The organism is Saliphagus sp. LR7, from assembly GCF_003344565.1.
Classification (GTDB): Archaea; Halobacteriota; Halobacteria; order Halobacteriales; family Natrialbaceae; genus Saliphagus; species Saliphagus infecundisoli.
On record NZ_QPND01000002.1, the window covers coordinates 30,113 to 55,514 of the forward strand.

Genomic DNA, 25,402 nt, shown 5'->3' on the forward strand with positions numbered 1-25,402 from the left:
CCTTCGTGTTCTCGCCGCCGGCTACGCGCTATCGCCGTTGAAGCTGAAGACGGGCTTGATGACCTCGGAGTCGAGAAACGCCTCGAAGGCGGAGGCGGGATCGGCGGTCGAGAAGCCGGTGTCGATGATCCCCTCTGCGTCGATGGTGCCGTTTTCCATCAGCCGTAGGGCCTGCTCGAAGTTCGACCAGCTCGAGCCGTAGGAGCTGTTGACGTCTATCTCGCCGCGGACGACGGGGGTCATGAACACCTCGCTGGGTTCGCCGGGGAGGCCGACGACGACGACCTGGCCGCCCTTCCTGACGACCTCGATCGCCGTCTCGACGCCGGTGTGGTGGCCGGTCGTATCGAAGACGACGTCGAAGCCGATCCCGTCGGTTCGGGCGTCGGCGTACCCCTCGACGTCTCGTTCCTCAACGTTGATCGTGTCGACTCCCAGGCCCTCGACCTGTGGGAGCCGCGAGCGGGCGTCCCGGCCGAGGCCGCTGACGACGACGTTTGCGCCCATCGAATCGGCGACGGCGGCGACCAGGACGCCGATCGGACCCGGTCCCTCGACGAGCACCTCGTCGCCCGGCGTTACCGCGGACTGGCTGAAGACGGCGCGGGTGGCGATGCTCGTGGGCTCGGTGATCGCGGCGTGGCGAAGCGGGACGTCGTCGGGGACGGGATGGAGGTGGCGGGGTTCGACGGTCGTGTAATCGGCGTAGGCGCCGTCGCGGTGCATCCCGGTGATCGAGAAGTTCTGACAGACGTTCTCCTGGCCGTTCTTGCACTGAAAACACTCCCCGCAGTGGTGGATCGGCTCCTCGACGATCCGGTCGCCCGGGGAGAACCCCTCGACGTCGCTCCCGATCTCGACGATCTCGCCGGAATACTCGTGGCCCATCACCCGCGGGATCGGGATCCACTCGTAGCCCCCCTCGTAGCGGTAGGCGTGGGCGTCGCTCCCGCAGAGGCCCGCCGAGTGGACCCGGACCAGGACCTCACCCGGACCGGGCGACGGCCTCTCTCCTTCGCGCAGTTCGACGGCCTCCGGTCCCGTTTGCACTATCTGCTTCATGGATAGACCTCTCGTGTACCACATCGCACTCCGTGTACTTGCAACACTAGCGGCTCGGGGTACGGTCACAAATACGTTGTGGTCCCAGGGGTCCGTTCTCGCCGGCCCGTTCCCGGTTTCGGCCCGGGACCGAACGTCTAAGGGCTCCGCCCGCGACCCTCCGGTATGCACCACGACGGGCTCGAGTTCCACAACGTCGGCGAACTCCGCGGGACCGAGGGCGGCGACGGACGGCTCCTCCAGCGGGTCCCCGAGGAGGTCCGTGCGGAGTTAAACGAGGGCGCCGCCCGGCGGATGCGCCACCCCGCGGGCGTCGAGATACGGTTCGTCCCCGACGGCCCGGTCGAGCTGACGCTCTCGACGGTCCCCGGGGACGCGCCGGAGGGCCGGGTCGAAGTCTTCTGGGGCCCGATCCAGGGCGAAGGCCACGTCGTCGGCGACCGCGAGACCCTCGAGCTCTCCCCGCCCGAAGAACTCGCCGACCTCCGGCCGGGTATCAGTGAGGACCTCGCGTTCGACCCGCGGGTCTGTCGGGTTCGCCTGCCCGGCGAACATCGCGGCGGGTTCGTGCGGTACCACGGCGTGAGCGGCGACGTCCGACCGCCCCGCCCCGAGGAACTCCCCGACCGGCGGTATCTCGCCTACGGGACCTCGATCACGGAGGGCGAGGCTCCGAGCGCCGAACACCTCACCTACGCGAGCCAGACGGCCCGCCGGCTGGGCGCCGACCTCGTGAACCTCGGGTCGTGTGGCACGGCCTACTGCGACCGGGCGATGGCCGACCACATCGCGAGCGAGTCCTTCGACGTCGCGACGCTCTCGCTGTCGGTCAACATGGTCGGGACCTTCTCCCCGGCGGAGTTTCGCGAGCGCGCGGCCCGGATGATCGATACCGTCGCGGGGGCCCACCCCGATGATCCGGTCGCGGCGATCACTCTCTTTCCCCACACCAGGGACGTCCTCGCCGGGAATGAGGAGCGAGAACTCGCCGAGGAGTTCCGCGAGATCCTCCGGGAAATCGTCGCCGGGACGCCCCACGACAACGTCGTCCTGCTCGAGGGGCCCGAACTCCTCCCGGACATCGGCGGGCTCACAACCGACCTGGTCCACCCCGGCGACGACGCGATGATCCGGATCGGGGAGAACCTGGCGGGCGAACTCGAGGCGCTCCTGTAGCCGGTTTCTCTAACTACTCGAAGCGCAGGCGACCGAAGTACTCCGGGGAGTGGTAGGCCGGTTCGGGCTCCTCGATCGGGTTCCAGGTCGCCTTCCGGGGATCGGGAACGCCGCTGCGATAGACGTTCCCGCGCCACTCGGTCCCCGTTTCGGGGCCGATCTCGCGGCCCGTCAGCTCCGAGAGGACCGAAAAGGGGATAGCGGCGGCGAGCCACCAGCCGTCGTCACCGGGAGCGGGTTCCTTCGTCGAGCCCGGGACCGATGTCCGGACGTCGATCCGGGAGGCCAGCTCCGGCGAGATCAGTTCGCGCTGGCCGTGGTCCTGCCAACCGGGCTCCTGCCAGGCGAGTTTGAACTGTCCACAGCAGTTCGCCTCGAAGTTGAAATAGCGATCGCCGCCGGGCGCCGCGAAGAACTCGACGGAGCTGTCGGCGTACGTCGGTCCGTTCAGCTCGGTCGTCTCAGCGTGGATCTCGTCGTCCTCGGCGAAGAACTGGAGGAAGAGCGCCCGGTCGTCGTAGAGGACGTGGCCCTGCGTCGCCGGTTTCGGTCCCTCGTCGTGCCAGGAGAACTCGTCGATGTAGACGGTGTCTGCCTTGACCCAGGGCGTTCCGGCGACCGTCTCGCTGAGCGGAACGTCCCCGTCGGCGCGGCGGATCGTGTACGTCTTCATGGCGGGGCGTTCGATCGGTCGCCTCATAAAATCGACCCGAATATGGTGTCCGGCGATAGCGAACACAGAGCGGATGGTACCGCCGGTGCCGGGCGATGTGACAGTCCTACGCCTGTAACTCCAGCCGGCTCCGGTGGCCGCTCGCGGGATTCGAACCGGGCGGTCTAGTTCGGCGGTCTCTCCCCGCTCGCGTCCGGTCCGTCCGACGATGCCGCACGGATTCCGCCCCCAGCTCGGATGTATCGGGGCGACAGCGACTTTCGTCCGGGTAGTGTACGACCTCGTGGATATGCTGACACGGTCGTATGACCCGGTGGTTCGATGGTCCGTCGATGCCGAACCCCCGGGGGCGTGATACGTGGGACGACCACGCGCTTCGAGGCCGTCTCGCGGGGTCACACCGTCGACGACGCGGTCCGGTCACCGATCGGTCGCTGGTTCGAATCCCTCGAGGTCGAATCGCGGAAGCTCCGTGACGTCGTCGGGGACCTCCACGAGGTAGACGTCACTTCCCGCGTCGGCGTCGTCCTCGCTCGCGTCGAACACCACCTGTGAGTCGTCCGGCGAGAGTCTCGAGTGGGGGTGGGCGTCGTCGTCGCTCTCCCAGCCGTGGTGAGCGAGCTTCCAGGGGCCGGTGTACTCCTCGCTTCTCCCGTCCCCGCCGTCCTCTTCCCGGCGCTCCCAGAGCAGGTCGAAGGGGGCGCCCCGGTGGGTACCGTCGCAGACGACCCGCTCAGGTCCGTTGGAGTGGACGTGGGTGTAGAGGTCGGGCGCGGGCCACTCCCGGCGGTCGGTCCCGTCGTAGCGAACCCGTCCGAAGAACGGGTCGGGCTCGTCCCTGGTGCCGCGCCAGCCGTGGTAGCCGACGTGCTCGCCGTCCGCGAGCCAGTACTCATGGCCGACGGCCTCCCCCTCGTCGGTCGGCCGGGCGCGCCACTGCTCGCCCGAAGCGAGGTCGAGCACCCGAATCCGGTCGACGGCCTCCCAGGGACCCTCCTCGCAGTAGGTCACGAGGTCGGGGCGCGTCGGCGAGGCGTTGACGTGGTTCAGCCACCGCTCGTCCTCGACGTGGACCGTCGGCTCGCCGCCCGCGATGGGAACCGAGATGATCTGTGAGTGGGGGTTCGCGTCCATGCGCGCCTTGATCCACGCTCCCCGGTTCTCGAACTCGCGGTTGAACTCCGTCTCCGCCGCGATCGCGACCACCACACGCTCGCCGTCGGCAGTACCCGCGGTATGGCTCCCGCCGTAGCCCTCGGGGCGCTCGTACAGCTCTCGTACCCGAAGGGAGTCGAGCTTGAGGACCGCCAGCCGGTCGCCACACCAGAACAGCGCGCGCTCGCCGGCGCGGGTGACGCCATCGATCGGATGGGGGAGGTCCGTCAGCTGTGTGATCTCCCCGGTCTCGAGATCGACCGAGTGGAGCTGTCGGCTCCCCGTTCGGTCTGACCGGATCAGGAGCCGGCGCCCGCCGTCGTCCCAGCCGTTCTCGGTGAAGTAGAGGTGCCAGTTGCCCGAGTCGGCGGTGTCGGTGAGCCGGGTCACGGTCGCGCCGGTCTCGGGATCGTCGTACTCGGACCACTCGGCCGGGCGTTCGGTTCCGGCTGCTGGCCCCTGTCGAAGCGCGGTGTCCATCACTGGCTCCTCGCGTCGGCGGAGGAAAAGGGTTGGCGTCGGGGCGGACTACGGTGCAACGCGTCGAGACGCGATCGCCCTCAGTTCTCGCCGTCGGCCTCGAGCACAATCCTCCGTTCGACCCGGAGAGAGACCGGCCCGAACAGCCCCGAGCGACGCTGGCCGTCGTAGACGTACCTGGTCGGCGTCTCGGTCGCGAAGTGGTTCGCGATCGTGTTCGCGGCGCGGATTTCGAGAGTCGAATCCTCCTCGACGCTCCCGAGTTCGACCTCGTACGGCGGCGAAAACGCCGCTCCGACTTCCGTGCCATCGATGAGAACCGTCGCTGCGACGCCGACGTCGCCAAGCGAGAGGACGAGCCGATCGTCCTCGCCGTGGTCGAGAGACGGGAGTTCGGTCCGGTAGACGCCGATCCCGGAGTACTCCGCGAGGCCGAGGTCACACCAGTCGCCCGGCTCGACGGTGGCGGCCTCGGTCTCGAATTCAACGGGTCCCGTGAACCGGCCGCCGCCGTAGCACGTCGGGTGGACGCTCCGGACGGCCACGGTGGTCGGCTCCTCGAGGGCTCCGTCGAGTTCGATCCGACCGTCCTCGAGGAGCCGTTCCTCGCCGTCGACCCAGACGCGGGCCTCTCCCTCGATCGGGAGCGAGAGGGCGGTCGCGCCGACGGGAGCCTCGAACCGGAACCAGTCGACGTGATCGTCGGTTTCGGGACGGGGGTCGAACGACAGCGCGCCGTCGGCCTGGAACCACCGCAGCCGGGGGACGTGGGCCAGGTCCAGGTCGGGAGCCTCCGCGGGCAGGGTCTCGAAGGCGAGGTGGGTTTCGCTCCCGGCCTCGACGACGAGGGAAACCGGCGTCGGTCCCGCCGGGAGGTCGATCTCGAGGGTCCCACTCCCGACTGGCACGTCGATCGGTTCCCCGTCGATCTCGAGCGATCGAATCTTGTTTCCGTGATGGCAGGCAATCGTCCCGCCCTCGCCGGCACGGACGGTCGTCCAGAAACGGGTCGGCTCCTCGCCGGCGACGAGGAACTCCTCGCCGATGACCCCGTTGAACCCGTGGTCGTCCGGGTGGGTTCCCGGTTTCCCCGTCAGTTCTGAGAATCGGTAGGGTTCCCAGCCGTCGTCCTCTTCGGGGTTCGGCCTCCCGCTCCCCTCGCTCTCTGCCGTTCCCGCGGGCCGACACCAGAACCCCTGGCCGGACGACCACCGGACCGACCCCCACCGTTCCGGACTGGCGTCGGGCTCGTGCCAGCCCGCCTCGAGTCCGTCTTCCTCCGGCGGTTCGGTCCGATGAACGAACTCGCGAACCTCGGGACCGACCACCCCGCCGCGGGGGTATCGCGCGTCGCCCCACTCGTTGTCGAGGGTCGGCTCGAGTTCGAACTCCCAGGCTTCGAGTTCGATCGACTTGGGAACCGAGACGGGCTCGCTCTCCGCGGTGCGGACCTCCTCCCCGTCGGCGACCGAAACCTCGTGGACGCCCCCCTCTCGGGCGAGTCCCTCGACACGGACGCCATCGGGACCTGCCTCGACCGCCTCGATCGAATCGAGCGTGGCGTCGGCGACGCACGCACCCGGCTCCTCGGCGGCGTCGAAGCCGATCACGCGGAACCCGTGGGGGTCGAACTCGAGCTCGAGGCTCGTGTACCCTCCCTCCCGGTCGAACTCGGAGAGCGGTTCGACGGTGCCGTCGTGGACGTCCCATCGTTCGGGCTTCCCGGTCGCCCGGAGGTCGACTTCGAGCGTGCGGGCCTCGTCGCGGGTGTTCATGAGGAGATAGAGGTCGTAGTCGCCGGTCCGCCGGTGGGTCGAGAGCACGTCGGCCGGGACACGGACGTCCCGATCGACGTACCGATCGAGGGTGTCGGCGAGTTCGGTCCACCGTTCCTCGTCGATTCTCCTCTCCTCGCTCTCCACTCCCCTTCCGAGGTCGACGTCGGCGATCACCGCGAGGCCGCCGCCCTCGTGTTCGACGACTCCCGGAACCGGCTCGTCGGGGTCGGCGGCCGCGTCGCCGAACAGCTCCTCGAGAACTCCCTGGGTGGCTCCTGCGCCGCCCTCGACGGTCGCCGTCGGGAGCCGGCCGAGCGAGACGACGCAGCCGCCGTCGGCGACCAGTTCCGCAGCGTGCTCGAGGACGGCCCCGCGGACGGTCGTCGCCGGCCCGATCAGGAGGACGTCGGCCTCCTGGCCCGCGAACGCGAGCCGGCCGTTCGCGACGCCGCTATCGACGAGGGTCTCGTGGTCGACCAGGAGGAGGTCAGCGACGGTTCGATACAGGCCCTCGGCGACCGCGCGGGTCCCCTCGTCGATCTCCTCGGCTTCGGGTTCGAGTTCCGGGCGGTGGTGGCCGCCCGGGCCGTCGACCTCGGGTTCGCCGCCGGCGAGGCGGTGGCACTGGACGGACTCGATCGGGTAGTACATGGCGACGTCGACGACCGGGTCGCCCCGGCTACAGAGGTACATCAGGCGAGTGACCGCGTCGTTGAACGCGTCCATCATCTCCCAGTACGGTTGCCGGAAATGGGTGTCCGGCGGCGCGTGTTCGTACCACCCGCCGAGGGTCGCGTAGTAGAGACCGTGTTTGTTGTACCGATTCAGCCCGTAGCAGGCGTTCTCGGCGATCGCGGCGAGGTGGAGGTCGGGCGGGAACCCCCAGCCGGTCGTATGGAGGAGTTCGCCCCAGACCCGATCGCGGTCGTAACAGGCCGCGATCGAGGCCGCGAGCTTCGCGTCGAAGAAGTTCCGGGTGCCGATTCCCTCGAAGGCGCCGCCGTCGTCGTACCCCGGCTCCTGGAACCACCGCATAGTCCGCACGTAATCGCCGTACTCGGTGGCGTGTTCCGTGAGGTCGTTCCGGCCCCAGTTGTCGTGGGCAAACTGCAGTCCCCGGCGCTCGTGCCACTCGTAGAGCGGCCGGAACCAGTTCTCCTCTATCATCGTCGTGACGACGTCGTAGTATCGCGCCCGCAACGCCGCCGTCCCGGGCCCGCAGTCCTCGAACAGCGCGATCAGCGCGGGCTCCCGGCTCCACTCCGCGCGATAGCGCGCGAGCAGACGGTCGTCGCAGGGCACCCGCCCCTGGAGCATGTAGAGTTCGTCCTGGAAGGTGCCGACGATGGGGTCGCCCAGGGAGTCCCCGAGACGCTCGACGTAGGCGCCGTAGTGGCGCTCGATGATCCGGTCGACGACATCCCGGCTCGTCCGGCACAGGCCCTCGGGACGGGTGCCGACGGCAGCGACGTGCCAGCGATCAGAAGCGCCCTCTGCGTCTTCAGGGGGTGCGGTCCACTCGAGAGTCCTCGCGGCGTCCCCGTTGACGTCCGGCAGTTCTCCTGCGAGGTCGATGGCCGCGTCGAGGTCGAGGGTCATCTCCTCGCCGTCTCCATCACCGACAACCGGATACGCGGCGACCGACTCCGCCTCGAACTCCGCCGGCAGGTCGAGGGTCACGGTCTCGCCCGGCTCGACCGTCTCGGCGATCCGATCTACGACGCGCCCCTGGAACTCCGGGTGGTCGTCGATCTCCTCTTCGACCGCGTTCTGCCAGTAGCGTTTCCACTGCGGCGGGCTGTGGTGGTAGGTCAGGTCGTGGATCCAGAGGGCCATGTCGAGGCGGTCGCACTCTGCCACGACGTGTTCCATGTATCCCCACCACTCCTCGGAGAAGTACGCTACCTGTGGCCCCTCCGGTGGGCCGTGGGGGTACTTCTGCTCGAAGCAGACGGCCTCGACGCCCTGCTCCTTGAGGGTCTCGAGTTGGTCGGTCAGCCGTTGCTCGTCCAGCTCGTCGCCGTCCCACCACCAGAAGGGAACGTTGCCGTACTCGGCCGCCGGGGGGGCCCGGAAGCCGGCACGCAGCTCGGACTCGTCTGCCATGTCGCCTCCCGCGCCCGGCGGGAACTTAGAACCACAGGGTGAGGGCGGGGATCGTCGCGATCGACGGTCCGGCCCAACTGGAGAACGGACGCGACGCTGGGCCGGTCGTCGGCTCCCGCATTCCCGGCGATCGGAGCTCGGGGTTTCCATGCCTCCCGGTGACATGGAACGTTCATCCCGGCCGGGTCGTATAACGTTCCCGGCTCAGCCCTCGAGGATACACCGGAAGCCGATGTTCCCCGTCGAGCTGTCGGGCGTGTTCTTGCTCCGAGCGGCCACGCGATAGCGGTTGCACCACGACTCGTGACAGAGGTACGAGCCCCCGCGCATCGAGCGGGCCTCGCCGTCGGTACCGATCGGGTTCGACGACGCCGTCCGCTCGTGGTAGTCGGGGTCGAACGCGTCCGCACACCACTCCCAGACGTTGCCGACGACGTTGTAGAGACCGTAGCCGTTGGGCTCGAAGGCGTCTACCGGGGCCGTCCCGACGTAGCCGTCGGCGCCGGTGTCGTGAGTCGGGAACTCGCCCTGCCAGACGTTAGATCGATGGTTTCCGCCGGGTTCGAGTTCGTCGCCCCACGGGAACCGTCGGCCTTCCAGCCCGCCCCGGGCGGCGTACTCCCACTCGGCCTCGGTCGGCAACCGGGCGCCGGCCCACTCGCAGTAGGCGACGGCGTCGTTCCAGGAGACGTGGACGGCCGGGTGATCGAGGCGGTCGACGACGGACGAGCCGGGCCCCTCCGGACGGTGCCAGCAGGCGCCCTCGACGCCGGTCCACCACTCCGCGCCGCCGGCCGACCCGGCCACCGGCGCTCCCTCGGGGCGGAACGGCTCGAAGACGAACGACCAGCCGTAGCGCTCGGCGTCGGTCGTGTACCCCGTGTCGTCGACGAACCGGTAGAACTCGGCGTTCGTTACGGCGTGGATCTCGATCTCGACGGGATCGACGACGACCTCCCGTGCGGGGCCCTCGCCGTCGCCCTCGAAGCCGACGTCCTCGTCGGTCCCCATCCTGAAGGGACCGCCCTCGAGGCGGCGGGTCGGCCCGATCCCCGTTCCACCGGGGGCGCCGACGCTACGATCGACGTTCTCGGACCGGTCGGGTTCGCCGTCCGATCCGCGCTCGGGCGCACAACACGAGTCGGGGGAGCGATCGTCGGTCATGGGGTCTCGAGGGGTCGGACGATCATAACTGTTCAGTGGATCGCGTAGCCGCCGTCGGCGTACAGCAGATGTCCGGTCACGAACGAGGCATCCTCGCTGGCCAGAAAGAGGTAGGAACCGGCGATCTCCTCGGGATCCCCCCGCCGGCCCATCGGCGCCTCCTTTTCGACGCGAGCGGAGTCGGGGATCGAGTACTCCTCGCCCCCCGAACCGATCCCGGTCGCGACGGCACCGGGGGCGACCGCGTTGACCCGGATCCCCCGGCCGGCGAGCTCGAGAGCCGCCACGCGAGTAAGCATCATCACGGCGGCCTTCGAGGGGTCGTAGGCCGCGTGGCCGGCCTGGGCGAACTCCGAGCTGATCGAGGCCGTGTTGACGACGGTGCCCGGCTCTTCTCGATCGAGCATGTCCGTGGCGGCCGCGCGGGTGCCCACGAGCACGCTCCGGGCGTTGGTGGCGTACAGCCGGTCGAACGTGTCGGTATTGGTTTCGAGCAGCGGGGCGCCCCGGAAGATCCCCGCGTTGTTGACCATGACGTCGACGCCGCCGAACTCGCGGGCGCCCTCGACCAGCGACTCGACGGCCGCCGGATCGCTCACGTCGGTCTCGACGAACGTCGCCCGTCCCCCCTGGTCCTCGATCGCTTCGTGGGTCGGCCCGCCTTTGCCCTTCGGCTCCGCGCGGACGTCGGCGACGACGACCGTCGCGCCCGCCTCCCCGAACCGCCGGGCCACGGCCCGGCCGATGCCGGAGCTTCCGCCGGTCACGATCGCCGTCTCGCCCTCGAAATCGTACGTGGACGTTCCCATGACTGGAGCAGGGCGGGCGGGACCTTAGTGGTGTGGCTCCACCGGGCCGGCCGCGCGGATGTCCTCCCTCTCCACACGGATATCCGGGCTCAGCCGTCGATCCAGGGGCCGTTCGCGTCGTCGCCGTACGCTCCTCGTTCGTCCTCGCCGCCGAGGAGGTTCTCGAGGACGCCGGTCGTGATCGCCGGCTCCGGGTCGAACGCCGGCGACTCGAGATAGGCGGCGAGGCTCGCCCGGAACTGGTCGACCGTCGGATGGTCGGGCTCGAGGTCGAGCGAGCAGACCGCGAGCCGTCCGTCGCCGACGGCGGTCTCGGCGAACAGCGCGAGCTTGTGATTGCGGTAGATCGTGTCGATCGCCCGGACCGTCGGCTCGAACGCCGCGGGCGCGTCGTCGACGACGATCGGCCGAGCGTGGCGAAGCAGGTGCCACCACTGCCAGTCGGCGTGGCCCGCCGTCGGGAACGACTCGAACAGCGGGTGCTCCGGGTCGCAGGCGATCCCCAGCGTCCCCGGTTTTCCGTTCTGCTTGAACAGCTCGTAGTTCCAGAAGTCCGGCTGGAACGACCCTCGCAGCGAGTACCGGAGCGCCCCCTCGTCGGGCACGACCAGGACCCGCCGGCCCTCCGCGAGCAGTTCCCGGGCCCGGTCGTCGAAACGGTGCCGGACGGCGACGTTCGCGTCGGCGAGGGGGTCGTCCGAGCGGTCGGGGTACACCCAGATCGGGTAGCTCGTCCGGCGATCGGTCCCCGAAACTTCGAGATCGATCTCGAGGGCGGCGGGCGCGTCGACCTCCGAGAGCGACGCCTCGATCGTTCCGAGCGGGGCGAGTTCGCCCTGGTCGACGGTCCGGTCCGGGAGGGTGCCGCCCGCGACCTCCCGCTCGCCGTCCGTGATCGCCCAGTCGGCCGCGGCGTCCTCGACCGCCGCCGGGCCGTAGTTCGCGAACTTCGCCTCGGCCTCGAGCGTCTCGCCGTCGGTCCAGGCGTAGCGGTCCATCAGGAGGAGGGGAACTTGCGGGGCACAGAACCGCCGCCACTCGTGGGGCTCGATCACGCCCTTCGAGTCCATGAAGGCGTCGCGGACCCCCACGAGGGCGGTCCCCTGGCCGGGGAAGTCGGCCAGGTCGAGCAGCTGGAACCCCCCGAAGCCCGGGGTTCGCAGCGCGGCCTCGATCTCCTCGCGGTAGCACGTCGCCGCGAGCGCGCCCGAGGCGGCCTGAAACCGCCGGTCGTCGCCCGCCATGTGGTGGTCGGCGAGCGAACGCTCGAACCGTTCGAGGTTGCGGGCCTCGAGGACGCCGGTGTACTTCCGGGCCTCGTCGAAGTCTGGATAGATCTGGAACTGGCCGATCTCGTGGCCGACGACCGGGAGGTCGTAGGGTGCGATCTCCTCGCGGTAGTCGGTCGTGGTCGAGGGCGGGCGATCGTTGACGTGGCCCGTCCCGCGGACCGGGACCAGATCCGATTCCTTGGGAGCGTCGGGATCCTCGGGGACGTTCGCGGTGATGAAGAGGTCGTCCTGCGGGCCGGGACGGGGCGCCGAGAGGAAGTCGTTCGCGCCCGAGACGTAGAGCCGGCGGCCGTCGCGGTCCCGACAGCGGGCGACGAGGTCGGCCATCCGCCCCTCGTCGCCCTGGTTCTCGTTGCCCAGGCCGAACGCGACGAACGAGGGATGATTGCCGTAGGCCGCGAGGATCCGGTCGGCCTCCCGTCGGTAGTAGTCGTAGTCGTCGTCCTCGACCAGCGACCCCCGGGCGTCCCACTGGGAGCACTCGGGCAGGAGGTAGATCCCGACGCGGTCGGCCGCCTCGAAGGCCGCCTCGGGGGGACACCAGCTATGAAAGCGGTAGTGGTTCAGCCCGTGGGCCTTCGCGACCTCCATGTGCTCGACCCACTCTGCGGTCGAGGTCGGCGGGTAGCCCGTCTCGGGGAAGACACAGCAGTCGGTCCGCCCCCGGAGGAAGACGGTTCGATCCCCGATCGCGAGCTGGGTCCCCTCGACGGCGACCTCGCGGAGCCCGGCGGTCGTCTCGATCTCGTCGGCGTACTCCCCGCTATCGAGAGCCGCGCGCAGCTCGTAGACCGCCGGGGAGAACTCGTCCCACGACAGGGCGTTGGGACCGAGGGCGTACCGGAGCTGGTGGGTCGTCTCCCCCGCGGGAAGTTCGACCTGCCGCTCGATCGGGTCCGGGTGGTGGCTCTCGTCGGCGTTCGTGCTCTCGGCGGCGACCCGGAGGTGTCCCTCGCGGTCGTCCCCGGCGTCGTTCACCGTGGTGATTTCGAGGGCGAAGCCGTCGCCGTCGGGGATCGCCCGGAGATCTTCGATCCGGACCGGGTCGGTCGCCTCGAGACGGAGGTCGCCGACGACCCCGTTCCAGTTCGTCTGGGTGTGCTCGGCCACTGCATGGGACCGTCTCACCCCGCGGCGATCCATCGAATCGCCGTCGTTGTCGACTCGGATGGTGACCTCGCAGTCGCCGGGCTCGAGCGCGTCGGTCACGTCGTAGACGTGGGGCGTGCTCAGACAGACCCGCGAACCGATCCGCTCGCCGTCGACCCACAGCGTCGTCTCGCGGCTCCGCTCGACAGTCAGCGTGACCCGCTTCCCGGCCCACGAGTCGGGAACCGGGATCGTGCGCCTGTACCATGCCGGCCCCTCGTAGCGCGAGGTGCGGGTCAGGTGTTCGCGCGGTGTCTCCTCGGGACGCTCGCCGTAGCCGTACTCGTCGGTGGTCCCCGGAAGGGTGATCGTCCCGTCGGTCTCGGCGTCGGGCCAGCCGACCGCACCCTCCCCGTCGGGGTCCAGACGAAGCTCCCACGTCCCGGAAAGCGATATCTCCGATGGCGTCATCGACCCCCCGTTTCGACCGGGAGCGCAAGAATCCGTCGGCGATTCACTCGAGCCCGACCAGATCCCGGAACGCCCGCCCGGAGATCCACTTGCGGTCCTCCCCGGAGAGTCCGTCGACGTGGTCGAGCCACCGCAGGGATTCCCCGTAGCCCGCGACGTCGCTCACGTTGGGGAAGTCAGAGCCCCAGACGACCCGTTCGCGACCGAACGTCTCGACGAGCCACCGGACGTGGTCGTGTACGTCCCGGTAGGGAAAGCCTTCCAGCGAGCGATGGGGGATCTCCGAGACCTTCACCGCGACGTCGTGATCGGCGAGGTCGGCGAGGCGGGCGAACGGTCCCTCCGCGGGCGGAACCTCCGGGTCGGCATGGGCGAAGTGATCGAGCGCGTAGGTGAGATCGGGATAGGTCTCGACCAGCTCGACGACCTGCGCCAACTGGTCCTCGTGGGCGAGAATCTGAACGAGCGCGTCGGTCTCCCGGGCGGCCTCCCAGAAGGCGGTCTCGTCGATCGCCTCCCGGAGCCACTCTACCTCGGGGTCGAACGTCTCCCACATCCGGTCGTACGGACAGATCGCACCCAGACGAAAGCCGAGAATTCCCTCGACGTCCATCGATCCCCGGAGTTCCTCGCTCGCGCCGTCGGCGAACTGATCTAGCATGACGACGCCGTAGAGCCGGTCGAACTCCCGGGCGACCCGCTCGGTGTACCGGTTGTCCGTCCACTCGCCGATCGGGTAGCCGACGACGACGGCCTCGTCGATTCCGGCCGCGTCCATGTCGGCGAGTAACGATTCCCCGCGGTAGACCGTCTCGACTGAAAAGGAGTCGACGCCGTCCTCGACCAGTGGCCCGTTCGTCCAGGGGTGGGCCGGCGACGGCGGTCCCCAGGCATGGGTGTGAGTATCGAGCACCATCGTCTCTCCCTGTTCGCGGACCGCTACTAAACCTTCCCGTCGCGATCGCTCTCGACCTCAAATAACATACGATATCTGTCCAATATATAATAAGAAAATTTATCATTCCTAAGTATCTATATCGGCCTGGTATGAACGGCGGAGTAACGCACTCTATACTGCCCAACACTCGATTATCGGTTCTAGCGGCCAATATATTCCACTAGAATTAAATACGAAATTTGCACTAAATCGGAATTATAGCGGCATATATTCGGATATGGGTGTGTTCTATAGTGATTGTATCGATTATCTGCCTGTTCTCACTCTTGAAATCAATCACTTATCGTTCGACTGCCGGTTAGGGAGATCGGTCCGGAACGACGTCGCCGAACCGGGCACCCTCGAGAGCCGCCCGGATCCCCATGGGGTCGTCGTCGCCGGCGGCGTCCCGAACCCTGGCCATGCACTCGAGGAGGCCTTCGATGGCGGCGTGGCGCGTCGAAACCCGACAGATCGCGTCGCTGACCGCGAGTTCGCCGATGTCGTACTCGTAGCGCAGTTCCCAGCAGCGCTCGACGCCGAGCGAGGGGTGGGAGTGGACGCCCTCCGTCAGGGCGGCGCTCAGTTCGATACGGGGCCGACTCCGGCGGTAGGCGATCCGATCCGTGCCGTTGTCGGCGGGTCCCCACCCGGGCGGAAGCGCCTCCGGCGGAATGGGTTCCTGATCGGTTGGCATGTGTACTGAGAAACCACGCCGTCCGGGGTGGGGGTTCGGCTTGCGCACTCACCCCGGATATGTAGGGTCCCCATACCGTGTCAGACGGCGTGTGTGAACGATCGGCGGCCGGCCGCCGTTGCGCCGTCGGCCGCCCGACCCTCGACCGATCGGCCGACTTTTGTCGGCTCCGCCCGTCGCCCCCGACATGGCCGCCTTCGACCCCGAGAAGTTCGAGGACAAGTACGCCAACTACTTCACCGAGCTCCAGCAGGCCTACAAGAACGCCTTCGACCGGATGAACGACCGCTACGACTCCGAACTGGTCCACGCGATCGACCAGCAGGTGCTAAACGAGAGCGAACCGTTCTACCGCGACGGGGAGTTCGAGGTCGAGCTCCCCGACAAGCCCTACGACCGGCTGTCGGCGATCGTCGTCGAGCGCGAGCGCTTCGAAGACGTCCTCGAAACCTACGTCGAGACGATTGAACGCGAACTCGAGCGCGTCTTCGACACGGAGTGAGCCGACGGAGGTCTTAAGGAGGCTCGCGCCCAACGCCCGTACATGAGCACGGAGACTAAGGGCGGCGACGATCTGGAGGAGCGGGTCACGAACTTCCTGCGGCGGAACTTCCCGCAGATCCAGATGCACGGCGGGTCGGCGGCGATTCAGGACATCGACCGCGAGACCGGAGAGGTCTCGATCGCGCTCGGCGGTGCCTGCAGCGGCTGTGGCATCTCGCCGATGACGATCCAGGCGATCAAGAGCCGGATGGTCAAGGAGATCCCCGAGATCGAGCAGGTCCACGCCCAGACCGGGATGGAGGGCGACGGCGGCGGCATGGGCGGCGGTGGCGGCGGCATGAGCCCCTCGTTCCCCGGCGAGACCGTCGACGACGGCGAGGACGACGAAGGCCCTCAGGCCCCGTTCTGACCCGCGCGTAACCCCGTCTTGCGATCCGTTTTCCGCGGTAATAGGTAGTTATCGCAGTTTTCGCCCGCGCTCCCACGTCCGAATCAGCCCCGCGAGCAGCCGGTTCGTCGGCGCCGCCACGCTCGCGTCTTCGGCCCGATCGACCACGTAGCCGTTGATCGCGTCGATCTCGGTTTGCCGTCCGTTTTCCACGTCCTGGCGCATCGAGGACTCGTTTCCGGCCGTCCGGTCGGCGACTCGTTCGGTCGCTGCGATGGCCTCCCGGTTCGAGAGGTCCACGCCGTGGGCGCGCGCGGTTCGGGCGGTTTCCCGGACCGCCGCCCGGACGAGTTCCTCGGCGGGTGCCTCGAGGACGGCGCCGTTCTCGACGCGTGCGAGGGCTGTGACGGCGTTGATTCCGGCGTTGACCGCGAGCTTTGCCCAGAGCCGACGAGGCATGTCGGCTGCGACGGTCGTCTCGAGCCCTGCCGACCGAAACGCCTCGCCGACCCGGTCGGCCATCGAGGAACGCCCGCCCCCGGGCGCCCCGAGGACGACCTCGCCGCGGCCGGTACAGTCGACGACGCCCGGTTCGCGCCGGACGGCACCGTAGGTCGCCGTTCCCGCCAGCACCGTGTCGTGGTGGCCGGCGAGAACCGCCTCGTTTCCCATCCCGTTTTGCAGGGAGATGACGGCGCCGTACTCCCCGGTCGCGAGGACGTGAGCCGCATCGGGGGTGTCGAAGGACTTGACGGTCACGACCGCACAGTCCGCAGCTAGCCCCTCGCCCTCGGCCGTCGCCCGCAGGAAGACCCGGCGGTCGTACTCGCCCCGGATCTCGAGTCCGTCGGCCTCGATCGCCTCGACGTGGGGTTCGCGGCCGACGAGGGTCACGTCGTGGGCGCCGGCGAGCAGTCCGCCGACGAGGCTGCCGAGGCTGCCGGCGCCGAGGACGACGATCTCCATACGCGGCCCTCGCTCGCGGGGAACCAAAACCGTTCGGCCCGACCCCTAATCCTCCGTCCAGTAGTAGATCTCCTCGCGGTCGGCCCCGCAGTTCGGGCAGTTCTCGGGGAGGTCGTCCTCGATCTCGTCCATCTCGCCACACTCCCAGCAGCGCCACATCAGTTCGGCCTCGCCGAAGGCGTGGCCCGACCGGACGTGCTGGACGCTCATCCCCTCGATTCCCTCCCGGAGGGTGACGTAGAAGCCGTCCTCGTCGAACCCCCGGATCCGGCCGACCTCCGTCCCCTCCTCGCTGTACACCGGCGTCCCGAAGCCCAGTCGAGTGATATCGTCTCCCATAGCGGGGGCACCACGACCACGGGTATAAATTCGTTCCCGATCCTCACCCGGCGTCGCCCGACTCCGACCCGTCCTCGACCCCGGAGAGCTCCCGGGCGCGCTCGAGCAGTCCCCGAACCTCGCCGCGCGGGATGTCCTCCCGGCCGAAGACGGCCCGCTCGTAGCTCTCGGTGGCGTCCCGGAGCAGGTCGTCGTCCTCTCCGGAATACCGTCGGTAAAACTCCCAGTGGGTCATCGAGCGATCGCCGCCGACGCGGGCGGCAAGCTCGTGGCGGACCGCGGCATAACAGTGTTCCATCGCCGCCTCGGGGTCGTCCTCGAGCTCCGCGGCGGCCCGCGAAAGCGCGAGGCGGGCGGCGGTCTCCCGCTCGCCTCTCTCCTCGCCCCCGGAGGCGGCCGACGCGGCCGCGCCCCCCGCTGGTGCGGTCTCGTCCCGGCGGTACCGTCTGGCGCCAACGACGGCGCCGACGACGAGCAATCCCGCGAGGGCGAGGCCGGCCCACCGGAGCCAGCCGGGTAGCGCCGAGAGCGCGCCGCCACCGCCCCCGCCAGCGAGCTGCGTCGTCGTCGCCGCGGGCGCGAGGCTCGTCTCCGAGCCGTCGTACTCCGCCCGCACCGTCAGATTCCCCGACGCGCTCTCGGGGATCTCGACTCGCTGTGAAAAGGCACCCTCGTCGCCGGTCGTCGCCGTCCCGACGGTCGAGCCGTCGACCGCGACGTCGATCGTTCGCTCGCCGACCACGCCGCTCGCCTCGCTCGAGAGGCTCCCGTCGACCCGGAGGGCGCCATCGCCGGTCCGTTCGGCCGACACCGAGAGGTCGGTGGGGATCTCCGCGACGGTCACCGTCTCGGTCGCGGTCACCGGCGCCAGCGCCCGCCCTTCGTAGGGGACGGCGACGCCGAGTTCGACCTCGCCGGCCGGGACCGAGACCGGGAGTTCGACGCTCCCCTCGAACTCGCCGTCGGCGACGCCGACCCACCCGATCCGCTGTCCGTCTGCGACCACCGCGAGGGCGACGTTCTCGACGTCGACGTCGCCGACCGCGATCTCGCCTTCGACCGTCACCTCCTCCCCGTAGGCGGTCCGGTCGGGGACCGACAGCCCCTCGATCGTCGGCTCGACCTGCTCGACGGCCACGGAGACGTTCTCGCTTGTCCCGAGATACGCCGACTCGTTGTCGGGGCGGTAGGCGACCTCGAGTTCCTCCGTCGCGAGCGAGAGCGTCGTCGGCCGGTACTCGAACGCGAAGGCCCCCTCGCCGTCGGACTCGGTCGTCACCGTCTGGTTGCCGACCTCGAAGGACAGTTCCTCGTCGTCGATGGGATCGCCCTCGGCGGTCCGGACCTCGCCCTCGACCTCGAGGGGATCGGTAAACGAGATCTCGGCGCGTTCATCGATAGCGAGCGACAGTTGCGTCTCGTCGAACTCGGCCTCCCGGATCTCGGCCTGGCTCTCCTGGACGTCCTCGTTTGCCGTCTCGATCGCCGCGTCGGCCTCCCCGAGGTCGGCGCCCGTCCCGTTTTCGATCTCGTCGTACTGGGTCCGGACGGCCTCGCTCGACTCCTCGACGTCGCCGGCGAGCGCCTCGAGTTCGCGGGCGAGTTCGCGGGCGCGTTGCTCGTCGCCTTCGTCCCTGGCGTCCTCGTACTCCTGGCGGGTCTCCTCGTACTCCCGGGCGGAGTCGGTCATCTCCTCCTGGCGCTCGCCGGCCTCCCGGAAGCTCTCCTCGCTGCTCTCGCCGCCGGTCTCGCCGGCGACGTCGACGTACTGCTCCAATCGGTCGTAGTACTCCTCGTCGACGTACCCGCTTGCGGCGTCGTACTCGCCCTGGCTCAACTCCACTGCCCCCTCCTCGAGTTGGCCGTTCATCCACCCCGAGAGCCAGCCCTCGAGTTCCTCGACGTCGCCGTCCTCGCTGTACTCGTCGGGGTCCTGGTGGCGGACGGTCTCGTTGTCGCTTTCGTTTTGGGTCTGGAGGACGACGCCGTCGGCGGGCGCCCCCGCCGTCGCTCCCGCGGCGGCCACCAGTAGGAGGGCGGCCACGGCGAGGGCGAACGCGTACCGGCGCGAGCGGGACACGACGCCCCGTTCGTGACCGGTCACAAAAAGGTCTGCTCTCCGTGACTGATCCGCCAACCAGTACCTTAAATACGCTACGCCGTCGCCCTGGAACCATGTACCCCACGCGCCGGTCGTGGGCGGTCGCCGGCCTCGTTGCCGCCGTCGCCGCCCTCGCGGTCGCCGTCGCCCGCCCCCTCCTGCTGGGCGGGGCGGCCGTGGCCGGCGGGTGGTTCCTCGCCCGCCAGGCGGCGTTCGTTCGTGCCCTCGAGGACGCCGCCGCCGACCTCTCGGTCGAGCAGTCCCCGACCCGGCTGGGGGTCCGGACGACGACCTCGACCCCCGTCACGCTGGCCGCCCGCCTCGCGGAGCCCTCCACCCTCGAGCTCTCGGTCCGGGCGGGGCTGCCGACCGCCGCGGCAGCCGACGAGGAGCTGGAACTCGATATGGAGCCTGGCGAGACCGACCGGGCGGCGACGAGCGAGGTCTCCTGGCCGACCGCGGGGCGCCACCGGTTCGGGCCGGCGACGCTGTCGGCGACCGACGGCTGGTTTCGCGACTCCGTTCCGATCGGTTCGGGGCCGACGGTGACCGCCGAACCCCCGGGCCCGCGAAACGTCCACGTCGGCGAGGGGGGCGACCGGCTCGCGAGTGCCTACGGCGAACACGAGGCCGGCCGCCAGGGGTCGGGCCTCGAGCCGGCCGAACTCCGGGAGTACGTCCCCGGCGACACCGCCGACAACATCGACTGGAAGGCGACCGCCCGGCTGGCTTCCCCCCACGTCCGGGAGTACGAGGCCGAGACCGAACGGCGGACGCTGCTGGTCGCGGACCACCGGGGGGCGCTCGCGACGGGCCGGCCCGGCGAGACCAAACTCGACTACCTCCGGGAGGTCGCGCTCGCAACGGCGGCCTCGACCCGCGAGCTTGGCGACCCCCTGGGTTTGCTCGCGGTCGGCGACGCCGGCGTCACCGGCCGGATCGAGCCCGCCTCGAGCCCGCGGACCTACGTCTCGGTCCGCCGGCGGCTGCTCGACATGGAGCCGACGGTCCCCGAGGATCCGCCCTCGACGGTCAGCGGGCGGTCGGCGCCCGACGCCACTGCGGGCGGGGCCGCCGACCTCCGGCGAACGATCGCCGACCTCGAGGCCGACGACGCCTTTTCACGGCAGCTCCGGCCCTTTTACGCCGGGCGGCAGGGCTACCGCGAGCGATTCGACGACGATCCACTCTACGCCGCGGTCCGGGCGGCCCAGGGCCGGACCACCGGGCGGCTCTGGACGGTGATTTTCACCGACGACGCGGCGCCCGACGAGCTCCGTGAGACCGTGACCGTTGCCCGCGAGAGCGGCGAGGTGCTCGTCTTGCTCGCGCCGACCGTACTCTACGAGCCCGGGGGGCTCGCCGACGTCGAGGCCGCCTACGACCGCTACGTCGCCTTCGAGGGCTTTCGCCGCGAGCTCTCGGGGATGGACCGGGTGCGGGCCCTGGAGGTCGGCCCCGGCGACCGGCTCTCGACGGTGCTCTCGGCGGGGCGCTCCCGGCGTTCGCGGAGCACGCGGGGTGAGTTCGCGTGACCCCGCCGCGCGAGCGCCGATACCTCCTCGGGCTCGCGGTCGTCGTCGCGGCCTACGCGGTCGCCGTCGGCCCGCTCGCCGGAATTCCTGCGGGCCTCGCGACGGCCGCCGTCGGCTACTGGCTGGGCACGCCCTACGCCGTCGCCGCCGGTCACGTCCTCCTGCTCCCGATCTTTCCCGACGGGGCCCACCCCCTCTCGGTTGGCCTCGTCGAGGCCGGTTTCCTCGCGTTGCTGGTCTTCGAGTCGCCGGCAACTCCGGCGCCCCGTCGGTTCGCGACGGCCGGAGTCGCCGCGGCGGCCGGGCTGGGCGCGCTCGCCTGGGGCCTCGGGGCGACCCAGTCGGTTCCGGTCGCCGCCGCCGTCCTCCTCCTCGCGTTCGGGGCCGCGGTCTATGGCCTCCACCGCTACGGGCTCCTCGCGACCGGGGGGCTCACCACGACCGACACTCCCACCGAGCCATGAGCGCACACGACATCGACGAGATGACCCCCGAGACCGACGAGAATGCGGAGAGCGAGGAGGATGACCTCGACCTCGCGGCCCAGATCGAGCTGCTGGCCGCCGAGAACCGCCGGCTGCGCGACGAGTACGCCCGGGCCCGCCAGTCGCGGTATCGCCACACCGCCATCGGGCTCGGTGCGATCGGCGCCCTCGCCGCCCTCGGCGGGCTGCTCTTTCCCGACGCCCGGGACGTTCTCTTCGCCCTCGCCGCGACGGGGCTCTTCGGGGCGGTGCTCACCTACTACCTCACCCCTGGCCGGTTCGTCGCGGGCGAGGTCGGCGAGCGAGTCTACGCCCCGCTGGCCGGAAACGAGGCCGCCATCGCTGACGACCTCGGCCTCGGCGAGGACCGAATCTACCTCCCGCGGGAGGGCTCCGTCCGCCTCTACGTCCCCCAGCGATCCGGGGGAGAGCTCCCCGAGGCCCGCGCGGGCCCGATCGTCACCGCCGAGGGGAGCCGCGGGCTCCTGCTCGAAACCACGGGGAGCGGACTGTTCGCCGAGTTCGAGGACTCCCTGGCGGGCGACCTCGCGACCGCACCCGCCCCCCTCGGAACCCAACTCGCCGACGGGCTCGTCGAGGGGTTCGAACTCGTCGAGAGCGCCGAGCCCGACGCCGACCCCGAGGGGGACCGGCTCACGCTCGCGGTCACGGGCAGCGCCTTCGGCGACGCCGACCGGTTCGACCACCCCGTCGCCGCCTTCGTCGCCACGGGGGTCGCGACCGGGCTCGACCGGCCGGTCGCCCTTGAGGTCCGCCCCGGCGACGACCGCCACGACTGGCTGGTGACCTGCCGGTGGGACCTCGAGAGGGTCACGTAGGAGTGCCGAACCGATAGGTTCGTCCGTTCGAGCGACGAGGTAACGGAGATGACCGTCCCAACAGCGGAACTCCCGGGCGGCGACGCGATGCCCGTCGTCGGGTTCGGAACCGGCGGACTGGCCGGCAAAGAGCTCGAAGACGCCGTCGAGGAGGCGATCGAGGCGGGGTACACGCGGTTCGACACCGCAGAGGGGTACGGCAACGAGGCCGATCTCGGGAGGGCCCTCGAGCCCTACGACCGCGAGGAGTTGTTTCTCGCCTCGAAGGTGCTCCCGAAGAACCTCGACTACGAGTCGCTGATCGACGCCTGCGAGTCGTCGCTCGATCGCCTGGGTACCGAGTACCTCGACCTCTACCTGATCCACTGGCCGAACCCGACGATCTCGCTCCGGGAGTCGCTCGCGGCGATGGCGACGCTTCGCGACCGCGGGCTGGTCGACAACGTCGGCGTCTCCAACTTCGACGCCTACGGGCTCAGCTGTGCTCGCCACGTCACGGACGTCCCGATCGCGGTCGACCAGATCGAGTGCCACCCGTGGCGACAGCGCCCCGACGTCCGCGACTACTGCCGGAAGGCCGGGATCGTCGTCGACGCCGCCGCGCCGGTGGCGCGCACGGAGGTGTTCGAGGACGTGGTCGTCCGTGATCTGGCCGAGTCCCACGATCGGGCGCCCTCACAGATCGCGCTCAAGTGGGCCGTCGAAAACGACGTCGCGGTGATCCCGAGCTCGACGGACCCGACACACATCCGGGAGAACCTCGACCTGTTCGACTGGAACCTGACCGACGAGGACCTCGAGCGGCTCGAGGGACTCGATCGCGACCGGTCCGTCTACACCCTCTCGCCGACGGACTGGACTGACGACACCTTCGGGATCCCGGAGTGACTATTCTTCTTCCTCTTCGCGGCCGCCGTCGCCGACCGCTTCGGCCGGCTCGATCGCCTCGGCGCCCGGGGGCTCGACGCCCTCGACCAGATCGGCGACGACCTCCTCGGGGCCGACGTCGCTGAGTTCGGCGTCGGTGTCGAGGACGAGCCGGTGGATCAGGATCGGCTCCGCCAAGGTCTTTACGTCGTCGGGGATGACGTAGGGCCGGCCGTGGATCGCCGCCCGGGCCTTCGCGCCGTCGAGGAAGGCGAGGCTCGCCCGCGGGGAGGCGCCGTAGACGACGTCCGGGTGGTCGCGGGTCGCGGCGACGATATCGAGGACGTACTCCTTGACCGGCGGGGCGACGTGGACCCCGTTCACCTGCTCGCGGGCCGCGACCAGGGAGTCGACGGGGATGACCTGTTCGGCCCGGTCGGGGCCGAGTTCGGGATCGTCGTCGAACCGCTCCAGGAGCTCGCGTTCGCCCTCCCGCTCGGGGAGGTCTACGGTGAGCTTGAACTGGAAGCGGTCGCGCTGGGCCTCGGGGAGCTCGAAGACCCCCTCCATCTCGATGGGGTTCTGGGTCGCGACGACCATGAACGGCGTCGGCAACTCGAGCGTATCGCCCTCGATCGTCACCGTCCGCTCTTGCATCGCCTCCAGCAGCGCGGACTGGGTCTTCGGCGTCGCCCGGTTGATCTCGTCGGCGACGACCAGGTTCGAGAAGACGGGACCGCGCTGGAGGGTAAACTCACCGGTGGTCTCGTGGTAGACGTGGGTCCCGGTGATGTCGGCCGGAAGGATGTCGGGGGTCATCTGGATGCGGCGGTACTCGAGGCCGGTCGTGCGGGCAAAGAGGTTCGCGAGCGTCGTCTTCGCGACCCCGGGAACCCCTTCCAGGAGAACATGGCCCCGCGTGAGCAGGGCGATGGTGAGGTGTTCGATCGCCTCCCGGTTGCCCACGAGGACGCGCTCTATCTCCGTCGAGAGCGCGTCGTATATCTCCTGGGGGTCGGCGTCGGTCGATACGTCCGGTCGGTCGTCGGTGTTCTCGCTCATTGGTCGTGTTCGTCGCTCCCCCTCGTCGGTTCCGTCCCCGGTCCGTCCGGCCCGCGTCGTTCGGCGCGCTCGACCGCCGCCGTCACCCGCTCGATCCGGTCGTCGTCCCAGTCGGGGTACCGTTTCCGGAGGTAGGCGGCCCGGTCGGCGGTCGAGAGCTCCCGGCCCGGCTCCGCCCGCTCCAGATCGCGGGCCCGGCCGGCCCGGGTCCGACGGAGTCGGTTGGTCGGGAGCCGCCGACCCGACAGGACCGCCACCGCGCCGATCGCCCCGAACCCGACGACGACCTGAAGGAACGGCGAGTCCCGCAGCGTCAGTATCGCGGCCGCGAGCGGCGGGACGTCGCCGACGTGGGAGACGTCGAGGACGACCCGGTCGGCGTCCTCGTACAGCCCCGAGACGAACGCGGCGTTGTCCGGCTCCGCCAACATCGAGTTGATCGTGATGCTCGGGTCGCCGACGGCGACGACCGTCCCCGCGCTCGCGTTCTCGCTCGTCGCGACCGGGTAGGCGTCGAGTTCCTCGACCTCGGCGAGCTCGGTCTCCTCGCTCCCCAGATAGGTAACGTCGCTCGTCCGGACGAGCACGGTCGCCTCCCCGGGTTCGACCGCGGTCGCGTAGTTCAGCGTCAGCTGGGTGACGCCGTCGGTCAGCTCGTGGTCGGTGACGTTGTCGGCGATCGGCATCGGCGGCCCCCGGAAGTGGTTCTGCTCGTCGCGAAGCAGGTCGCCGTGGAACCGCGCGTCGGCGCCGACCGCCGCGAGGACGGTGTTGCCGCCCTCGCCGAAGTTCTCTAGGACGACGAGAGTGCCCCCGTTCTCGACGAAGCTCCGGAGTCGCTCTGCGTCCTCGCCGGTGTAGGGCTCGTCGGGCGCGGCGACGAACGCGACGGTGCCCTCTGGTTCGATCCCCTCGTATCCGGCAGTGTCCCGGAGGAGTTCCGCCTCGACGCCCGGCTCCGCCTGGATCTGGCTCCGGAGGTCGCTCGAGCCGTCCCAGCCGGGGTTGTAGGGGCCGAAGGAAGTCGTCGAGGTCGCCGCCGCGACCCCGACCGCGAGGAGGACGGTGGCCGCGAGCGCGACCAGGAGCACTCGGGGCCAGTCGGCGCCGCCGCCCCGTTTGCGGAGCCACTCGACGCCTACCACGGCACCACCTCCGGCGGGAGGATCTCGACGATCCGCCGCACGACGACGTAGGCGAAGCCCGCCAGCCCGGCCAGGATGAGCCACTTCAGCCGGCTCCGCCATTCGGGGGTGACGTTGAACGGCGCGGTCAACTCGGTCACGATCAGCAACCCGATCAGCGAGCAGACGAAGAAGAGCTCGTACGACAGCGAGCCGAGCAGGGAGAGCGCCAGCACCGTCGCTACCATCCACGCGACCTGTCCGCGAACGAACTGCATCCGTCGCCGGGTCGCCATCCGTTCT

The 25,402-nt window shown here is 69.8% G+C and carries 22 protein-coding genes; 7 read left to right on the top strand and 15 right to left on the bottom strand.

What is annotated here, in order from left to right; all coding sequences use genetic code 11:
* Positions 1-21: 21 nt before the first annotated feature.
* Positions 22-1,062 carry a zinc-binding dehydrogenase gene (locus tag DVH23_RS02765; RefSeq protein ID WP_114575919.1) on the bottom strand — a complete coding sequence of 347 codons (1,041 nt, stop codon included), beginning with the start codon at positions 1,060-1,062 and terminating at the stop codon, positions 22-24.
* Positions 1,063-1,227: 165 nt separating this feature from the next.
* Here DVH23_RS02765 and DVH23_RS02770 point away from each other — a divergent pair, with 165 nt between their 5' ends.
* Positions 1,228-2,238 (top strand): SGNH/GDSL hydrolase family protein, encoded by a 1,011-nt coding sequence (locus DVH23_RS02770; protein ID WP_114575920.1) that lies wholly within the window; start codon positions 1,228-1,230, stop codon positions 2,236-2,238.
* 13 nt (positions 2,239-2,251) lie between these two features.
* Here the strand turns inward: DVH23_RS02770 and DVH23_RS02775 are convergent, their stop codons facing one another.
* The 8 genes from DVH23_RS02775 to DVH23_RS02810 form a co-directional block, all read right to left on the bottom strand.
* The gene (locus tag DVH23_RS02775) at positions 2,252-2,911 is read right to left on the bottom strand and encodes a carbohydrate-binding family 9-like protein (RefSeq protein WP_114575921.1); all 660 of its coding nucleotides are present in this window, start codon (positions 2,909-2,911) and stop codon (positions 2,252-2,254) included.
* A 420-nt stretch (positions 2,912-3,331) separates the two neighbouring features.
* A complete protein-coding gene (locus DVH23_RS02780) occupies positions 3,332-4,546 on the bottom strand; it encodes an oligogalacturonate lyase family protein (protein ID WP_114575922.1) in 1,215 nt (404 codons plus the stop codon).
* 80 nt (positions 4,547-4,626) lie between these two features.
* Positions 4,627-8,430: a glycosyl hydrolase gene (locus DVH23_RS02785; protein ID WP_114575923.1), complete on the bottom strand. Its 3,804-nt coding sequence runs from the start codon at positions 8,428-8,430 to the stop codon at positions 4,627-4,629.
* Positions 8,431-8,634: 204 nt separating this feature from the next.
* Positions 8,635-9,594, bottom strand: coding sequence for a formylglycine-generating enzyme family protein (locus tag DVH23_RS02790; RefSeq protein ID WP_114575924.1), 960 nt, complete (start codon positions 9,592-9,594; stop codon positions 8,635-8,637).
* 32 nt (positions 9,595-9,626) lie between these two features.
* Positions 9,627-10,403, bottom strand: a complete 777-nt coding sequence (locus DVH23_RS02795) for an SDR family NAD(P)-dependent oxidoreductase (RefSeq protein WP_114575925.1) — start codon at positions 10,401-10,403, stop codon at positions 9,627-9,629.
* An 89-nt stretch (positions 10,404-10,492) separates the two neighbouring features.
* A complete protein-coding gene (locus tag DVH23_RS02800; protein ID WP_114575926.1) occupies positions 10,493-13,255 on the bottom strand; it encodes a sugar-binding domain-containing protein in 2,763 nt (920 codons plus the stop codon).
* Between the two features lie 43 nt (positions 13,256-13,298).
* A complete protein-coding gene (locus DVH23_RS02805; RefSeq protein ID WP_114576314.1) occupies positions 13,299-14,168 on the bottom strand; it encodes an amidohydrolase family protein in 870 nt (289 codons plus the stop codon).
* 343 nt (positions 14,169-14,511) lie between these two features.
* The gene (locus tag DVH23_RS02810; protein ID WP_114575927.1) at positions 14,512-14,889 is read right to left on the bottom strand and encodes a hypothetical protein; all 378 of its coding nucleotides are present in this window, start codon (positions 14,887-14,889) and stop codon (positions 14,512-14,514) included.
* Positions 14,890-15,076: 187 nt separating this feature from the next.
* Here DVH23_RS02810 and DVH23_RS02815 point away from each other — a divergent pair, with 187 nt between their 5' ends.
* Positions 15,077-15,391, top strand: coding sequence for a DUF5783 family protein (locus DVH23_RS02815; protein ID WP_114575928.1), 315 nt, complete (start codon positions 15,077-15,079; stop codon positions 15,389-15,391).
* 42 nt (positions 15,392-15,433) lie between these two features.
* Positions 15,434-15,802 (top strand): NifU family protein, encoded by a 369-nt coding sequence (locus DVH23_RS02820; RefSeq protein WP_114575929.1) that lies wholly within the window; start codon positions 15,434-15,436, stop codon positions 15,800-15,802.
* A gap of 48 nt (positions 15,803-15,850) precedes the next feature.
* Here the strand turns inward: DVH23_RS02820 and DVH23_RS02825 are convergent, their stop codons facing one another.
* Genes DVH23_RS02825 through DVH23_RS02835 form a run of 3 tightly spaced genes read right to left on the bottom strand, consistent with a single transcriptional unit; the run spans position 15,851 to position 19,166 of the window.
* Positions 15,851-16,747 (bottom strand): ketopantoate reductase family protein, encoded by an 897-nt coding sequence (locus tag DVH23_RS02825; protein ID WP_114575930.1) that lies wholly within the window; start codon positions 16,745-16,747, stop codon positions 15,851-15,853.
* Positions 16,748-16,792: 45 nt separating this feature from the next.
* On the bottom strand, positions 16,793-17,086 hold the full coding sequence (locus DVH23_RS02830; protein ID WP_114575931.1) for a hypothetical protein: 294 nt from the start codon (positions 17,084-17,086) through the stop codon (positions 16,793-16,795).
* Positions 17,087-17,129: 43 nt separating this feature from the next.
* The gene (locus tag DVH23_RS02835) at positions 17,130-19,166 is read right to left on the bottom strand and encodes a DUF4129 domain-containing protein (RefSeq protein WP_157972308.1); all 2,037 of its coding nucleotides are present in this window, start codon (positions 19,164-19,166) and stop codon (positions 17,130-17,132) included.
* Between the two features lie 95 nt (positions 19,167-19,261).
* Here DVH23_RS02835 and DVH23_RS02840 point away from each other — a divergent pair, with 95 nt between their 5' ends.
* From DVH23_RS02840 to DVH23_RS02855, 4 genes are read left to right on the top strand one after another with little or no spacing between them, the layout of a single operon-like run.
* The gene (locus tag DVH23_RS02840; RefSeq protein ID WP_114575933.1) at positions 19,262-20,722 is read left to right on the top strand and encodes a DUF58 domain-containing protein; all 1,461 of its coding nucleotides are present in this window, start codon (positions 19,262-19,264) and stop codon (positions 20,720-20,722) included.
* Positions 20,719-21,186 carry a hypothetical protein gene (locus DVH23_RS02845; protein ID WP_114575934.1) on the top strand — a complete coding sequence of 156 codons (468 nt, stop codon included), beginning with the start codon at positions 20,719-20,721 and terminating at the stop codon, positions 21,184-21,186. Before DVH23_RS02840 ends, DVH23_RS02845 begins: the two co-directional genes overlap by 4 nt.
* Entirely contained in the window at positions 21,183-22,046 is an 864-nt protein-coding gene (locus tag DVH23_RS02850) for a hypothetical protein (RefSeq protein ID WP_114575935.1), read from the top strand. The genes DVH23_RS02845 and DVH23_RS02850 overlap by 4 nt, the downstream gene beginning before the upstream one ends.
* Positions 22,047-22,094: 48 nt before the next feature.
* Positions 22,095-22,934 carry an aldo/keto reductase gene (locus DVH23_RS02855; protein WP_114575936.1) on the top strand — a complete coding sequence of 280 codons (840 nt, stop codon included), beginning with the start codon at positions 22,095-22,097 and terminating at the stop codon, positions 22,932-22,934.
* On the opposite strand, the gene DVH23_RS02860 is transcribed toward DVH23_RS02855, so the two are convergent.
* The 3 genes from DVH23_RS02860 to DVH23_RS02870 are packed head-to-tail and all read right to left on the bottom strand — an operon-like array spanning position 22,935 to position 25,395.
* On the bottom strand, positions 22,935-23,975 hold the full coding sequence (locus DVH23_RS02860; protein ID WP_114575937.1) for a MoxR family ATPase: 1,041 nt from the start codon (positions 23,973-23,975) through the stop codon (positions 22,935-22,937).
* A complete protein-coding gene (locus tag DVH23_RS02865) occupies positions 23,972-25,120 on the bottom strand; it encodes a DUF4350 domain-containing protein (RefSeq protein ID WP_232833688.1) in 1,149 nt (382 codons plus the stop codon). The genes DVH23_RS02860 and DVH23_RS02865 overlap by 4 nt, the downstream gene beginning before the upstream one ends.
* Entirely contained in the window at positions 25,114-25,395 is a 282-nt protein-coding gene (locus DVH23_RS02870) for a hypothetical protein (RefSeq protein ID WP_114575939.1), read from the bottom strand. Before DVH23_RS02870 ends, DVH23_RS02865 begins: the two co-directional genes overlap by 7 nt.
* Positions 25,396-25,402 lie beyond the last annotated feature (7 nt).

What these genes read in the sequence shown, in the direction of transcription:
- DVH23_RS02765 (WP_114575919.1), bottom strand. Translation starts at nt 1,062, where the DNA reads ATGAAGCAGATAGTGCAAACGGGACCGGAGGCCGTCGAACTGCGCGAA.
- DVH23_RS02770 (WP_114575920.1), top strand. Translation starts at nt 1,228, where the DNA reads ATGCACCACGACGGGCTCGAGTTCCACAACGTCGGCGAACTCCGCGGG.
- DVH23_RS02775 (WP_114575921.1), bottom strand. Translation starts at nt 2,911, where the DNA reads ATGAAGACGTACACGATCCGCCGCGCCGACGGGGACGTTCCGCTCAGC.
- DVH23_RS02780 (WP_114575922.1), bottom strand. Translation starts at nt 4,546, where the DNA reads ATGGACACCGCGCTTCGACAGGGGCCAGCAGCCGGAACCGAACGCCCG.
- DVH23_RS02785 (WP_114575923.1), bottom strand. Translation starts at nt 8,430, where the DNA reads ATGGCAGACGAGTCCGAGCTGCGTGCCGGCTTCCGGGCCCCCCCGGCG.
- DVH23_RS02790 (WP_114575924.1), bottom strand. Translation starts at nt 9,594, where the DNA reads ATGACCGACGATCGCTCCCCCGACTCGTGTTGTGCGCCCGAGCGCGGA.
- DVH23_RS02795 (WP_114575925.1), bottom strand. Translation starts at nt 10,403, where the DNA reads ATGGGAACGTCCACGTACGATTTCGAGGGCGAGACGGCGATCGTGACC.
- DVH23_RS02800 (WP_114575926.1), bottom strand. Translation starts at nt 13,255, where the DNA reads ATGACGCCATCGGAGATATCGCTTTCCGGGACGTGGGAGCTTCGTCTG.
- DVH23_RS02810 (WP_114575927.1), bottom strand. Translation starts at nt 14,889, where the DNA reads ATGCCAACCGATCAGGAACCCATTCCGCCGGAGGCGCTTCCGCCCGGG.
- DVH23_RS02815 (WP_114575928.1), top strand. Translation starts at nt 15,077, where the DNA reads ATGGCCGCCTTCGACCCCGAGAAGTTCGAGGACAAGTACGCCAACTAC.
- DVH23_RS02820 (WP_114575929.1), top strand. Translation starts at nt 15,434, where the DNA reads ATGAGCACGGAGACTAAGGGCGGCGACGATCTGGAGGAGCGGGTCACG.
- DVH23_RS02825 (WP_114575930.1), bottom strand. Translation starts at nt 16,747, where the DNA reads ATGGAGATCGTCGTCCTCGGCGCCGGCAGCCTCGGCAGCCTCGTCGGC.
- DVH23_RS02830 (WP_114575931.1), bottom strand. Translation starts at nt 17,086, where the DNA reads ATGGGAGACGATATCACTCGACTGGGCTTCGGGACGCCGGTGTACAGC.
- DVH23_RS02840 (WP_114575933.1), top strand. Translation starts at nt 19,262, where the DNA reads ATGTACCCCACGCGCCGGTCGTGGGCGGTCGCCGGCCTCGTTGCCGCC.
- DVH23_RS02850 (WP_114575935.1), top strand. Translation starts at nt 21,183, where the DNA reads ATGAGCGCACACGACATCGACGAGATGACCCCCGAGACCGACGAGAAT.
- DVH23_RS02855 (WP_114575936.1), top strand. Translation starts at nt 22,095, where the DNA reads ATGACCGTCCCAACAGCGGAACTCCCGGGCGGCGACGCGATGCCCGTC.
- DVH23_RS02860 (WP_114575937.1), bottom strand. Translation starts at nt 23,975, where the DNA reads ATGAGCGAGAACACCGACGACCGACCGGACGTATCGACCGACGCCGAC.
- DVH23_RS02870 (WP_114575939.1), bottom strand. Translation starts at nt 25,395, where the DNA reads ATGGCGACCCGGCGACGGATGCAGTTCGTTCGCGGACAGGTCGCGTGG.